Genomic DNA, 14,116 nt, shown 5'->3' on the forward strand with positions numbered 1-14,116 from the left:
TTAGCTTCGTGAGCCGGGTTGGGGGCTGACGTACGGGAGCAGCGGGAGAGATGGGCAGAGCGGAAGAGCGGCGGGCGCGGCAGAAGAGCGCCCGCAAAGCCAGGAAGGGCGCCAAGAAGGGCGCCAAGAAGACGGGCATACGTCGCTTCTTCACCTGGAAGATGGTGCTGGGTTACTTCCTCTCCCTGGGCCTGCTGCTCGTCGGCGGCTTCATCGCGCTGTACATCTGGGTCGACGTGCCCAACGCGAACGCCCTGGCCAAGGCCGAGGCCAATATCTACAAGTACAGCGACGGCTCGATCATGGCCAGGACGGGCAAGGTCAACCGGGAGTCCGTGCCGCTGTCGAAGATCCCCAAGGATGTGCAGCACACCTTCGTCGCCGCGGAGAACAAGGACTTCTACAGCGATCCCGGCGTCTCGTTCACCGGCACCGCGCGCGGCATGATCAACACCCTGCTGGGCAGGGGCAAGCAGGGTGGCTCGACGATCACCCAGCAGTACGTCAAGAACTACTACCTGAGCCAGGAGCAGACCGTCAGCCGCAAGCTGAAGGAGCTGGTCATCTCGCTCAAGGTGGACCAGCAGATGTCCAAGGACGACATCCTGGCGGGCTACATCAACACCAGCTTCTACGGGCGCGACGCCTACGGCATCCAGGCGGCGGCCCGCGCGTACTACAACAAGGACGTCCAGAAGCTCAGCGTGGGGGAGGGCGCCTACCTCGCCGCGCTGCTGCAGGCCCCCAGCCAGTACGACTACTCGGTGGCCGGCCCCAACGGCAAGCGGCTGGTCAAGCAGCGCTGGAACTACGTCCTGGACAACATGGTCCAGAAGCACTGGCTGGACCCGGGCAAGCGCGAGGGGATGAAGTTCCCCAAGCCCCTCGACCCCCGCCCCGTCCCCGGCATGGACGGCCAGACGGGCTACTTCGTCGAGGCCGCCAAGCAGGAGCTCTACAAGTCCGGGGTGAGCGAGGACGAACTCGCGGCCGGCGGCTGGACGATCACCCTCAACATCGACAAGAAGAAGCAGAAGGCCCTGGAGAGGGCGGTCCGCACCCAGCTCACCGACGACCTCAAGCCGAAGACGCGCCCGGTCGACAAGCACGCCCAGGTCGGGGCGGTCTCGGTGAACCCGAAGAACGGCGCGATCGTGGCCATGTACGGCGGCGCGGGCGCGACCAAACACTGGATGAACAACGCCACCCGCGAGGACTACCAGCCCGCCTCGACCTTCAAGCCGCTGATCCTCGCCGCCGCGCTGGAGAACGACTCCACCACCCGCGACGGCACGAAGATCACCGCCAACACGATCTACGACGGTGACAGCGGACGCCCGGTCAAGGACGCAAGCGGCAACAACGTCGGCTTTGCCCCGCCGAACGAGGACCACAAGGACTACGGCCCGATCACCGTCCAGACGGCGATGAACAACTCCGTCAACTCGGTGTTCGCGCAGATGGCACAGGACGTCGGCCTGGAGAAGGTCAAGAAGACCGCCACCGCCCTGGGCATGAACCCCAAGGCGGGCGGCTTCGACGTGGCCCCCGCGATGTCGCTGGGCGTCATGGGCGCCAGCCCCCAGGACATGGCCGGCGTCTACGCCACCCTCGACAACCACGGCGAGAAGGTCACCCCCTCGATCATCAAGTCGGCCGTGAAGGGCGACCAGCGCGCCGAGCTGCCCGACACCACGGGCGGCGAGGTGATCAGCCGCACCGCGGCGGACTCCGTGACCTCCGTGCTGACCGGCGTGGTCGACAAGGGCACCGGCACGGCCGTACGGCAGGAGGGCCAGGCCGTCGCGGGCAAGACCGGCACCTCCGACGACAACAAGTCCGCCTGGTTCACCGGCTACACCCCGAACCTGGTCACCTCGGTCGGCATGTTCGGCGAGGGCCAGGGCGGCAAGCAGGTGACGCTGACCGGCACCGGCGGCGGCGGACGCGTCAACGGCGGTGGCTATCCGGCCGAGATCTGGGCCGCGTACATGAAGGCGGCGCTCGACGGCCAGGGGAGCGCCAGGTTCGACCTGGACACCGACATGGGCGCGGCCGTCCCGCCGCCCAGCAGCACCAGCCCCACCACCCCGCCCACCAGCGAGTCGTCCGAGCCGACGACCTCCGCCCCGCCGACCAGCGAGACCCCCACCACCCCGCCCACCCCGACCACCACCCCGCCGACCACGCCCCCGACCTCCGGCGGCAAGCCGTCGACCGGCACCACGACGCCTCCGACGACCCCGCCGACCACGCCCACGGACACGCGCGGCGTCCGGCTGGGGCCCCCGGGCCGACACGGCTGACCCGCCGGGCGCGTGCGCGCGCCTCAGCAGGACCGCGGCGGCATCGCCAGCTCGAACCACACCACCTTGCCCGTGCTCAGCCGCGTCGCACCCCACCGCCGCGCCATCCGGTTGACCAGGTACAGCCCGCGCCCGCCCTCGTCGGACGGGCGGGCCTGGCGCAGCCGCGGCAGCTGCGGCACATCGTCCCCGACCTCGCAGCGCAGCACATCCGTGCGCAGCAGACGCAGCGTCACCGGCCGCTCCGCGTACCGCACGGCGTTGGTGACCACCTCGCTGACCAGCAGCTCCACCGCGTCGGTCAGATCGTGCAGGTCCCACCGGGCCAGCGCCCGCCGGGCCAGCCGGCGCGCCTGCCCGGCCGTCTGCGCCTTGGGATCCAGGAACCAGTAGGCGACGTCGCTCGGCGCGATCCCCTCGAAGCGGGCCGCCAGCAGCGCCACGTCGTCGTCCCGGTCGCCCGGCCCGAGCATGTCCAGCACCTCGTCGCACAGCGGCTCGAGCGGCGGCGGGTTGGGGCCGGTGAGCCGGGCGGTGGCCGTCAGGCGCTCGCGCAACTGCTCGATCCCGGTCCACACATCGCGCATCCGCGACTCGACGAGACCGTCGGTGTACAGCAGGAGGGTGGCGCCCGCGGGCGCGTCCAGCTCCACCGCCTCGAAGTCCACGCCGCCGACCCCGATCGGCGCGCCCGGCGGCACCCGCAGCACCTCGGCGCGCCCGCCCCGGTGCAGCAGCACCGGCGGCGGATGGCCCGCGTTGGCGACCATGATCCGGTGCGCGACCGGGTCGTACACCGCGTACAGGCAGGTCGCCATGCGGTCCGTGCCCAGCCGCTGCGCCTGCTCGTCGAGGTGGTGCAGCACCTCCTGCGGCGGCAGGTCGAGGCCGGCCAGGGTCTGCGCGGTGGTGCGCAGCTGGCCCATGATCGCGGCCGAGGTCATGGAGTGGCCCATCACATCGCCCACCACCAGCGCGACCCGGTTGCCCGGCAGCGGGATCGCGTCGTACCAGTCGCCGCCGACCCGCGCCGTCTCGGCGGCCGGGAGGTAGCGGCTGGCCAGCCGCACGCCGGTGGGCTGCGGCAGCGAGTCGGGCAGCATGGTGCGCTGCAACTCGTCCGCGATGTACACCTCGCGGCCGTACAGCACCGCCTTGTCCACGCCGAGCGCGGTGTGGGTGGCCAGCTGGGCGGCGACCAGCAGGTCGTCCGGCTCGAACGGCGGCCGGTCCGGGCGGCGTACGAACACGGCGGCGCCGATGACCCGACGCCGCCCCCGCAGCGGCGCCAGGACCGTGCGCTGGCCCGTGGCCACCGACGTGTGCTCGCCCAGCAGTTCCGGCAGCGCCGCCCGGGCGGCCGAGGAGTCGCCGAAGACCGGCCGCACCCCGCGCAGCACCTCGTTCAGCGGGCCGCCCGCCTCCACCTCGCACAGCTCGGCCGCCGGGCCCCCGCCCACGGCGGGCGACAGGTCCGGCTGCGAGGGCAGCAGCGGCAGCCGCCCGCTCTCGGTGTCCGGGTCCAGCGGGATGCGGTCGGTGCGGCGCAGCCGCAGCACGACCGGGCCCACCGGGCGCTCGTCGCCGACCGGCAGCGGGTCGCGCAGATAGACCAGGATCGCGTCGGCGAAGGTCGGCACGGTGGCCCGGCACAGGCCCAGCACGATCTCGTCCAGGTCGATGCCGCGCGCGATCCGGCGGGTGGCCGCCCCCACGAACCGCAGCCGGTCCCCGCCCCGGTCCCGCGCGGCGGCCGCCTCGGCGGCGACCGGGCCGCCGCCCGGCGGCGCTCCGGGCACCGCGGGCACCCCGCCCTCGGGCGTGCGGTAGCCCACCTCGGCCGCCGCCCGCGCGTCGCTCACCCCGGCCGGCGGGTGCTCGCCGGCCGCGGCGCCGCGCCGGGCCGCGCCCCCGTGCCGCCCGCCCGCGCCGTCCGTCCCCGCCCTCGGGGGCTCGGCGGCGGGGCCGGGATCGCCGTCCGGCGCTCCGGGCCGGCGTGCCGCGCCCCTGGCGGCGTTGCGGTCCGCGTCCCACACAGGCTCGACCTCCGGTGTGCCGTGCTCCGGCTGCGCCGGATGCTCACTTACCGGCTCGCCGGCCGAATCGCCGGCCGCCGGGTCCCGGCGGTCCGCGCCCGCCCCGGCGCGCCGCCCCGCCGTACCGCCGCCACGCTGCCCGGCCCCCTGGGCGCGGCCCCGGCGGCGGCCGGTGGCGGGCGCCTCCTCGGGGGCCGCCCCGCGCGGGCGGGCGTCCTCGCCGCGGTCCCGGTCGCCGCCCGGGCCCCGGCCCGCGGCTTGACCGCCCGTCGGGCCGCCCGCCTGGCCGGTGGGAAAGGCCGGCCGCGGCCGGCCGCCGTCCGGCTCCTGGCCGGGGGCGGCGGCCCGGCGCACGGCGGTCCGCGGGTCCGGGACCGCGCCGTGCGCGTCCTCGGGCGCGTGCGCGCCCGAGCCGGCGGCAGGGCTGGTGGCCTGCCGCTCGTTGGGGGAGGTGGGGTGCTCCGTCACGCGTGGGTTTCCATCCGTCCGGGGCCATGCGCCCTGTTCGCCCGGGCGCACCGAGTGTCAGACACTTCGTCGGCAGTGCAGATAGAGCTGGATCTCGGGTGGTACGTCCGTGCTGGCCGGAGCGTACGAGTGGGAGTCCTCCGCGGCGATCTCGAAGCCCGCGTCCCGCACGACCCGCCGCAGTTCGTCCCGCAGGTAACCGGATACCCGGACCGAGTTGCCCAGGAACGGGAGCGCGAAGTCGTCCACGTCCGCCTCGACCATGGCCAGGGCCAGCAGCCCGCCGGGTCTCAGCAGCCCGCGCAGCGCCCGCAGCGCGTACGGGATCTCCGGGCGCGGCAGCATCAGCAGCGAGAAGAAGGCGACGATCGCGTCGAACTCGCCCAGGTCGCGGGCGCCGCCCGGCCCGTAGCGGCCGCCGGCCCGCAGATCGACGATGTCCGCCTGGTGGAAGGTGGCCGCCGGGACGTTCTCCCGGGCGAGCGCCAGCATCCCGGGCGAGATGTCGATGCCGACCAGCTCGTGTCCGGCCTCGACGAGCTGACGGCCCGTGGGGAGGCCGGTGCCGCAGCCGACGTCGAGCACCCGGGAGCCGGGCGCGAGGGCGTCGGCCAGCCACTGGCCGGCCGACACCTGGCCGTCCTTGTGCGGAAACGCCTCGTCGTAGCGGTCGCCGATCGCGTCGAAGGCCTCCGCCTGCCCGCTGCGGTCCAGCGCCAGGCGGTCGAAGTCCTCGAACCCCTCGTAGTCGTCGGCGTAGTGGTCCACCGCCGCGCCGTCCGTCACCTGCCCCCCGTGCTCCGCCCCGTCGTGGACGCGCCGGCCTCCCTCACCGCTCACGCCTCCGCCCCCTCCTGTGACCGCGTCAGATGCGCCGACCCCTTGGTGAGTTGCGCCCCTGTCTGGTTTTTCCCTGAGTGCAGTCTTCCGGACGACGATCCTACGTTTGAAACACAGGGGCGCAGCAAGAGGTTCAGGACCTCGAGTGCGCCGACGTGCGACACCGGCCGGTACGGGCGGCCGGCCGTCGCCAGTCCGCCGGCAGTGCCGGGACGGTCCACGCCGGGTCCGGACGCCAGTCCTCCCAGCCCTCCCGGAACGGCGCTCCCCAGGATTCGATGAGACCGACGGCGGCCCGGCCCGCGGCCCGCACGCGCTCGGCCTGCTCGGGTGCCATCAGGCCGACGCGCTGGGCCTGCGCGAACTCGTCCTCGTCCTTCCATTCCCAGCTGCGGTCCGGGTAGACCGCGATGTCCAGGAAGTGGTCCTCCGAGTCGATGCCGCCGCTCCAGCGCAGCCGCGGCTCCTCCAGGTTCACGTACCAGTTCTTGAACCGCCAGTCGCGCTCCCAGAAAAGCCACACCGACCACGGGTCGCCGGGCCGGGCGAGCTTGAGCACCCCGGTGCCCAGCCAGGAGCACAGCGCGGTGGTGCGGGGCTTGGTGTAGCGGGTGGACAGCGGCTCGTGGTGGACGGAGGTGCCGTCGGTGAGCTGCGGCTTGACGCAGGCGGTGCCGGGCGCCAGCCAGACGGCGAGCAGCTCATCGGTGTCCTGGACGACGGTGACGGGGCGGCAGATGTGGATGCGGTCGGCGGCGTTGGCGCGGTAGCGCCACAGGATGTGGTCGCCCCGCGCCCACCGGGCGGTGCCCGCCGTACCCGTCGTCTCCACGATGTCCGCTGTCATGAGCAGATCTTAGGTGGGCGGGCGGCATCACGCCGTGACCTGTACCGCAACACCGCGTTACGGATGGGTCATCCGCAACACGTCGAGCGCCTCGTCGAGCTGTTCCAGCGTCAGCAGCCCGCGCTCCACGTACCCCGACTCCAGGACCACCTCGCGGATGGTCTTCCGCTCGGCCAGCGACTTCTTGGCCACCTTCGCCGCCTCCTCGTAGCCCAGGTAGCGGTTGAGGGGGGTGACGACCGAGGGCGAGGACTCCGCGTACTCACGGGCCCGCTCCGCGTTGGCGGTGATCCCGTCGACCGTGCGGTCCGCCAGCAGCCGGGAGGCGTTGGCCAGCAGCCGCACCGACTCCAGCAGGTTCTTGGCGATGACCGGGAGCATCACGTTGAGCTCGAAGTTCCCGGCCGCCCCGGCCCAGGCCACGGTCGCGTCATTGCCGGTGACCTGGGCGGCGACCATGAGCACCGCCTCGGGGATCACCGGGTTGACCTTCCCCGGCATGATCGAGGAGCCGGGCTGGAGGTCGGGCAGGGCGATCTCGGCGAGCCCGGTGCGCGGCCCGGAGGACATCCAGCGCAGATCGTTGGCGATCTTGGTGAGGGAGACCGCGAGGGTGCGTAGCTGCCCGGAGGTCTCCACCAGGCCGTCGCGCGCGCCCTGCGCCTCGAAGTGGTTGCGGGCCTCGGTCAGCGGCAGCCCGGTGGCGCGGGCCAGCTCGGCGATGACGGCCGCGGAGAAGCCGGGCGGGGTGTTGATGCCGGTGCCCACGGCGGTGCCGCCCAGCGGCAGCTCGGCCAGCCGGGGCAGCGAGGCGCGCAGCCGCTCCACCGCGTAGCGGACCTGGGCGGCGTAGCCGCCGAACTCCTGGCCCAGCGTCACCGGTGTCGCGTCCATCAGGTGCGTACGGCCCGCCTTGACGACCTCGGCGAACTCCTCCGCCTTGCGCTCCAGCGCCCGCGCGAGGTGGTCGAGCGCCGGGATCAGATCGCCGGTGACGGCCGCGGTGGCCGCGATGTGGATGGAGGAGGGGAACACGTCGTTGGACGACTGGCTGGCGTTGACGTGGTCATTGGGGTGTACGTCGCGGCCCAGGCGCTCGCTCGCCAGGGTGGCCAGCACCTCGTTCGTGTTCATGTTGGAGGAGGTGCCCGAGCCGGTCTGGAAGACATCGACCGGGAAGTGGTCGTCCCAGCGCCCCTCGGCGACCTCGGCCGCCGCGCCCGCGATCGCCTCCGCGACCTCGGCGTCCACCACGCCCAGCTCCGCGTTGACCTTCGCGGCCGCGGCCTTGATCCGCGCCAGCGCCTCGATGTGCGCGCGCTCCAGACGCTGCCCGCTGACCGGGAAGTTCTCCACCGCCCGCTGCGTCTGCGCCCGCCACTTGGCGTGCGCCGGGACCCGCACCTCACCCATGGAGTCGTGCTCGATGCGGTACTCCCCGCCGGACTGCTTCTCGTCTGTCATGACGCCCACCTCCACTGCTCACAGCACCCGCTCCGCCCGCCGTGTTCCCCCTGCCGCGCAGGCGATCGCGTGAGCCGGGTCACCGGACGGCCTTCGGCGCGGGCGTGCGCGGCGTGTCCACCTCCCCGGTGCGCCGCAGCTTCTGCCACGGCAGCAGGGCCCCGGTCGCCGCGGTGACACAGGAGTGCAGCAGCACCACGTACATCAGCTGCCGGTAGGCGATCTGCTGCAACGGCAGCACCAGCAGGGGGCCGTACCGCTCGCGGTCCAGCCGGAAGGCGTAGGCCGCGCCGAGCAGTTGCGCCAGCATCAGCGCCGACCAGGCCAGCAGGGACTTCACCGGATCGATGAAGATCGCCCCGTACAGTGTGAACAGGTCGATCAGCGGGGCGCACAGCGGGGCGACCACCTGGAAGAACACCACCAGCGGCATCCCGACCCGGCCGAAGCGCCCCGAGGGGCCCTGGTCGACGAGGGAGCGGCGGTGCTTCCACAGCGCCTGCATGGTGCCGTAGCTCCAGCGGTAGCGCTGCCGCCACAGCTGGCCCAGCGTGCCGGGCGCCTCGGTCCAGGCGCGGGCGGTCTCCTGGTAGACGACCCGCCAGCCGGCCCGGTGCAGGGCGATCGTGATGTCGGTGTCCTCGGCCAGGGTGTCGGCGCTCATGCCGCCCACCTCCAGCAGGGCGCGGCGGCGGAAGGCGCCGATGGCGCCGGGGATGGTCGGCATGCAGCGCAGCAGGTCGTACATCCGCCGGTCGAGGTTGAACCCCATCACGTACTCGATGTGCTGCCAGGCGCCGATCAGGCCGGAGCGGTTGCCGACCTTGGCGTTGCCCGCGACCGCGCCGACGCCGGGGTCGGCGAAGGGGCGGACCAGCTCGCGCACGGTGCCCGGCTCGAAGACGGTGTCGCCGTCCATCATCACGATCAGGTCGAAGCGGGCCTCGGCGATGCCGTGGTTGAGCGCGGCGGGCTTGCCCGCGTTCTCCTGGCGCAGCACGCGTACGTTCGGCAGGTCCAGGGCCTCCACGAGGTCGGCGGTGCCGTCGGTCGAGCCGTCGTCCACCACCAGGATCTCGATCGGATGGGTGCTCGCGGCCAGCGAGTTCACCGTGTTGGCGATGCACTCCTTCTCGTTGTACGCGGGCACGATCACGCTCACCGGCTCGTCCACGTCCGCGCCCCAGGTGAAGCGCCGCCGGTCCCGGGCGCGCCGGTGCCACCAGGCGAGGATCAGCATCATCAGCAGCCGGGCGAGGACGGCCACGCCGACCACGGCCAGCAGCCAGGCCAGCACCGGCATGGTGACCTCGGTGAAGGAGGCGGCCCAGATCAGGGCCCGGCCCTGCCAGACGCGCGCCCCGTGGGCCGGGTGGACGGCGGCCTCGGCTCCGAGCGCCCCGGTGACGGTGGCGAAGGTGTAGCCCTTCGCCTTCATCCGCTCGATGTACCGGTCCAGCGCGGCGACGGTCCGTGAGCGGTCGCCGCCCGCGTCGTGGAAGAGCACGGTGGCGCCCTTCCCGGCCTTCGGGGTGGCGTTGCGGATGATCTTCTCGACCGCCGGGCGCTGCCAGTCCTGGCTGTCGACGTCGCTGAACGCGCTGATGTAGCCGCGGTGGCCCAGATAGCGCTGGACCGGCCAGCTCCGGTCGTCGAGCGCGGAGAGCTGCGAGGAGTACGGGGCGCGGAAGAGCGAGGTGTGGATGCCGGCCGCGCCGGCCAGGGCCAGCTGGGTCTGCGCCAGCTCGCGGTCCACCCGCTCGTGGGTCTGGTACACGAGGTCCGGGTGGGTGAAGGTGTGCACACCGATCTCATGGCCGGCCTCCCTCATCCGGCGCACCAGGGCGGGCTCGCGGACCACCATCTGGCCGAGCACGAAGAAGGTGGCCGGCACGTCGTGGTCGCGCAGCACCTTGAGGATCTCCGGGGTCCAGCGGGGGTCGGGCCCGTCGTCGAAGGTCAGCGCGATGGTCCGGGCCGGGATGTGGTGGCTGGTGGGCCTGCCGCGGTCGTCGAAGGTGAGCACCGGGCCGCCGGAGAGGGCCCGCTCGGGGACGTGGCGGGCGGGGTACGGGGGGTGCACCCGGGAGTCGTTGCCGACCTCGGCGTGCAGATAGCCGTCCAGGAGCATCGTGCAGGCCAGCGCGATCAGCGTGACCACGCCGAGCACCAGGCGGGTCCGGGGCGCGGCCCGCCGCCGCCCGGCCGCGGCCTCCTTGGACACCGCGCGCCCCCTCGCGCCCCGGCCCCGCCGCCCCCGCGGCCAGGGGTGCGGCCGGGGCTCGGCGGCCGGGTGCCGGCGGCGGCGCGGACGCGGCAGCCTCGGCTGCCAGCCGCCGCTCATCGGGCCCCGGCCCCCGTCCGGCGCTCGGCGTGCCGGGCGGTTCCCGCCGTGGCCGAGGGGATACGGGCCTTGGTGTGGCCGCGCCGGGTGTCCTTCGAGTCCCGGCCGGCCGGGCCGGTCGTGGCGCCGCTGTCGGGGAGCTGGGTGTCGGGGGCGACGGCGGTGCCGCCGGAGAAACCCGCTCCCAGCAGGGCGGTGTATCCGAGGACGACGCTCCCCGCGACCACGCCCGCGTGCCGCAGCAGGCGGGCGCGGCGCCCGGAGAGGTCGACGAACACCGGCCCCTCCGCGGCCTCGTGCGCGGCTTCGGCCGCGGCTGTGTCCGGAGCCTCGTCGGTGGCTTCGTCCGGAGCCTTGTCCGTGGTCTCGTCGGGAGCCCCGTCGGGGGCCTCGTCGGGAGTCAGGAGGCGGGTCGGCGTGCGCTCGGCCACGTCTGATTGATCCATGAGCCCGAGGCTAATGCAGCAAATAGGATTTTCCGCATATAGGTAAACCATGCGGTGTGTCATAGCTCATGACGGTTCATCCGGTGTGCGAGCTTGGGAGAGCGGAACAAGCGCCGCGCCCCGGAGGCCGACAGAGCCTCCGGGGCGGGCCCCGGCCACGTCACGGAAGGAGCGCACATCGCGTGAGGGCCCTCTCCACCCCGCGCCTGGGCGGCTACACCACGCTCGCCGCGACGCTCTGCGCCGTCATCGCCGTATGGGCCGGTGGCGAACGTCCGCCCCCGCCGCCCGCGGCCCCGTCCGCGCACTCGCCCGCCCCCGCCCGCCCGTCCGCGCCGGCTCCTCCGTCGGTGCCGGCTCCTCCGTCCGCCCCACCGCGCCCGCCGGCCCCGGCCCGCCCGTCCGCGCCCCCGCCGGCCCGCCCCGGCGTCCCGTTCGTGCCGTACGTCAGCGCGTGGGCGGCCACCGGGTACGACATGACCGCGGCCGCGGCGCGCGGCGTCAAGGAGTTCGCCCTCGGGTTCGTCGTCGCGGGCAGGGGCTGCGCCCCCGTGTGGGACGGCGGGATCCCGCTGGCCGACCGGGCCCTGATGGCCCGTATCGCCGCCGCGCGCCGGGCCGGGGGCGATGTGCGGGTCTCCTTCGGCGGGGCGGGCAGCCGGGAACTGGCCACGATCTGCCCCGGCGTGCCGCAACTCGCCGCCGCGTACGCCGCGGTGATCGACCGTTACGGCTTCACCAAGGCCGACTTCGACATCGAGGGCCCCGCCCTCGCCGACCCCGTCTCCGCCACCCGCCGGGCGCGGGCCATCGCCTGGCTCCAGCGCGCCCGCCCGGACCTGGACGTCTCCTTCACCCTGCCCGCCATGCCCTGGGGGCTGACCGACGACAGCAGCGCCCTGCTCGCCAACGCCCGGGCCCAGGGCGTCGCCGTCTCCGGCGTGAACATCATGGCCATGAACTACAGCAGCGAGCACACCGGCGACATGGGCCGCTACGCCGTCCAGGCCGCGATCAACGCCCACAGCCGGATCCGCGGCGTCCTCGGCCTCTCCGAGGCCGCGGCCTGGAAGACCCTCACCGTGACCCCGATGATCGGGGTCAACGACGTCTCCGGAGAGGTCTTCACGCTCGAGGACGCCGCCGGCCTCGCCCGCTTCGCCGCGGCCAAGGGCATCGGCCGGCTGTCCATGTGGTCCGCCGAACGCGACCGCCCGTGCCCCCCACGCGCCACCACCCCCCGCCCGGCCCCCACCTGCAGCGGTGTGGCCCAGCGCCCGGGGGCGTTCGAGGCGATACTGACCGGCTGACCCGGGGGCCGGCCCCTTCCCGATGGCCGCCCTCGCATTGTTCGGCCCTGGGGGGCCTCGCAAGCTTCGGGCGGCCGCGTCGGACTCCGTCCGTCGAGTGGTCGCCGTCGACTGTCGTTACGCTCCCGGGCGGACCGGGATGCTGGTGACGAAGGGCTGGGACGGGCCCGGGTCGGTGAAGAAGTCGTTCCCCTTGTCGTCCACCACGACGAACGCCGGGAAGTCCTCCACCTCGATCTTCCAGACCGCCTCCATGCCCAGCTCCGCGTACTCCAGGACCTCCACCTTCTTGATGCAGTCCTGGGCCAGCCGCGCCGCCGGGCCGCCGATCGAGCCGAGGTAGAAGCCGCCGTGCGCCTGGCAGGCCTCGGTGACCTGCTTGGAGCGATTCCCCTTGGCCAGCATGACGTACGAGCCGCCGGCCGCCTGGAACTGCTCGACGTACGCGTCCATACGGCCCGCCGTCGTCGGTCCGAACGACCCGGAGGCGTATCCCTCGGGGGTCTTGGCCGGGCCCGCGTAGTAGACGGCGTGGTCGCGCAGGTACTGCGGCATCTCCTCGCCCGCGTCCAGCCGCTCCTTGATCTTCGCGTGCGCGATGTCGCGGGCGACGACCAGCGGGCCGGTGAGCGAGAGCCGGGTCTTGACCGGGTACTTGGTCAGCTCCGCCCGGATCTCGTCCATCGGCCGGTTGAGGTCGATGCGGACCACGTCGTCGTCCGACAGGTGCTCATCGGTGGTCTCCGGCAGGTACTTGGCCGGATCGGTCTCCAGCTGCTCCAGGAAGACGCCCTCGGGGGTGATCTTCGCCAGCGCCTGGCGGTCGGCGGAGCAGGAGACCGCGATGGCCACCGGGCAGGACGCGCCGTGGCGGGGCAGCCGCACCACCCGGACGTCATGGCAGAAGTACTTGCCGCCGAACTGCGCGCCGATCCCGATCCGCTGCGTCAGCTCGAAGACCTTCTCCTCCAGCTCCTTGTCGCGGAAGCCGTGACCGGTGGGGGAGCCCTCGGTGGGCAGCTCGTCCAGGTAGTGCGCCGAGGCGTACTTCGCGGTCTTGAGCGCGTACTCGGCGCTGGTGCCGCCGACCACGATCGCCAGGTGGTACGGCGGGCAGGCCGCCGTACCCAGCGAGCGGATCTTCTCCTCCAGGAACTTCATCATCGAGGCCTCGTTGAGGACCGCCTTCGTCTCCTGGTAGAGGAAGGACTTGTTGGCCGAGCCGCCGCCCTTGGCCATGAAGAGGAACTTGTACGCGCCGCCGTCGGTCGCGTACAGCTCGATCTGCGCGGGCAGGTTGGAGCCGGTGTTCTTCTCCTCCCACATGGTCAGCGGGGCCATCTGGGAGTAGCGCAGGTTGAGCTTGGTGTACGCGTCGTACACGCCGCGCGACAGCGCCTCCTCGTCGCCGCCCTCGGTCAGCACGTTCTGCCCGCGCTTGCCCATGACGATGGCGGTGCCGGTGTCCTGGCACATCGGGAGCACGCCGGCGGCCGCGATGTTGGCGTTCTTCAGCAGGTCGAGCGCGACGAAGCGGTCGTTCGGGCTGGCCTCGGGGTCGTCCAGGATGCGGCGCAGCTGGGCGAGGTGGGCGGGGCGCAGATAGTGCGAGATGTCGTGCATCGCCTCGGCCGCGAGCCTGCGCAGCGCCTCCGGCTCGACCTTGAGGAACGTACGCCCGCCGGCCTCGAAGGTGCTCACGCCCTCGGAGGTCACCAGACGGTAGGGGGTGGTGTCCTCGCCCAGGGGCAGCAGGTCCGAATAGGCAAACTCTGGCACGGCCATTCCTCACTCGACGGGGCTACGGCTGACGTCGTCGACAGCGGACACCAGCGTAGAACGGCGCGGGACGGCCGGATCTGTGAGGTGGGGCATAAGACCGCCTTGCGGCGGGTGCAGGCCCGCCGGGCCGGACTCCGTCCGGCGAGTCCCCCCGGCCCTATTTCGCGATGTAGCCCCGCTTGGATGGCTGTCCTCGCACTGCTCGGCCCCGGGGGGCCTCCCAGGCTTCGGTCAGCTGCGCCGGACTCCGTCCGTCGAGTCGCCCCAACCCTA

The 14,116-nt window shown here is 73.1% G+C and carries 9 protein-coding genes; 2 read left to right on the top strand and 7 right to left on the bottom strand.

Annotated elements, in window-relative coordinates; all coding sequences use genetic code 11:
* Positions 1-50 precede the first annotated feature (50 nt).
* Positions 51-2,306, top strand: coding sequence for a transglycosylase domain-containing protein (locus BBH68_RS18720; protein ID WP_065963917.1), 2,256 nt, complete (start codon positions 51-53; stop codon positions 2,304-2,306).
* Between the two features lie 23 nt (positions 2,307-2,329).
* On the opposite strand, the gene BBH68_RS18725 is transcribed toward BBH68_RS18720, so the two are convergent.
* The 6 genes from BBH68_RS18725 to BBH68_RS18750 form a co-directional block, all read right to left on the bottom strand.
* On the bottom strand, positions 2,330-4,810 hold the full coding sequence (locus BBH68_RS18725; RefSeq protein WP_065963919.1) for a SpoIIE family protein phosphatase: 2,481 nt from the start codon (positions 4,808-4,810) through the stop codon (positions 2,330-2,332).
* A 57-nt stretch (positions 4,811-4,867) separates the two neighbouring features.
* Complete coding sequence (locus tag BBH68_RS18730; RefSeq protein WP_065963954.1) at positions 4,868-5,578, bottom strand: class I SAM-dependent DNA methyltransferase; 711 nt, start codon at positions 5,576-5,578, stop codon at positions 4,868-4,870.
* 205 nt (positions 5,579-5,783) lie between these two features.
* Positions 5,784-6,497, bottom strand: coding sequence for a cytidylyl-2-hydroxypropylphosphonate hydrolase (gene fomD / locus BBH68_RS18735; protein ID WP_065963921.1), 714 nt, complete (start codon positions 6,495-6,497; stop codon positions 5,784-5,786).
* 57 nt (positions 6,498-6,554) lie between these two features.
* Positions 6,555-7,961: a class II fumarate hydratase gene (locus tag BBH68_RS18740; protein ID WP_065963957.1), complete on the bottom strand. Its 1,407-nt coding sequence runs from the start codon at positions 7,959-7,961 to the stop codon at positions 6,555-6,557.
* A 79-nt stretch (positions 7,962-8,040) separates the two neighbouring features.
* Positions 8,041-10,185, bottom strand: a complete 2,145-nt coding sequence (locus tag BBH68_RS18745) for a bifunctional polysaccharide deacetylase/glycosyltransferase family 2 protein (protein ID WP_065963923.1) — start codon at positions 10,183-10,185, stop codon at positions 8,041-8,043.
* A gap of 116 nt (positions 10,186-10,301) precedes the next feature.
* Positions 10,302-10,751, bottom strand: a complete 450-nt coding sequence (locus BBH68_RS18750) for a hypothetical protein (protein ID WP_141713021.1) — start codon at positions 10,749-10,751, stop codon at positions 10,302-10,304.
* Positions 10,752-10,933: 182 nt separating this feature from the next.
* Between BBH68_RS18750 and BBH68_RS18755 the strand changes: the two genes are divergently transcribed.
* A complete protein-coding gene (locus BBH68_RS18755) occupies positions 10,934-12,061 on the top strand; it encodes a chitinase (protein WP_065963927.1) in 1,128 nt (375 codons plus the stop codon).
* A gap of 117 nt (positions 12,062-12,178) precedes the next feature.
* Here the strand turns inward: BBH68_RS18755 and BBH68_RS18760 are convergent, their stop codons facing one another.
* A complete protein-coding gene (locus BBH68_RS18760) occupies positions 12,179-13,840 on the bottom strand; it encodes a fumarate hydratase (protein ID WP_065963959.1) in 1,662 nt (553 codons plus the stop codon).
* Between the last annotated feature and the right edge of the window lie 276 nt (positions 13,841-14,116).

Origin of the sequence: Streptomyces sparsogenes (assembly GCF_001704635.1) — a bacterium.
GTDB lineage: Bacteria > Actinomycetota > Actinomycetes > Streptomycetales > Streptomycetaceae > Streptomyces > Streptomyces sparsogenes.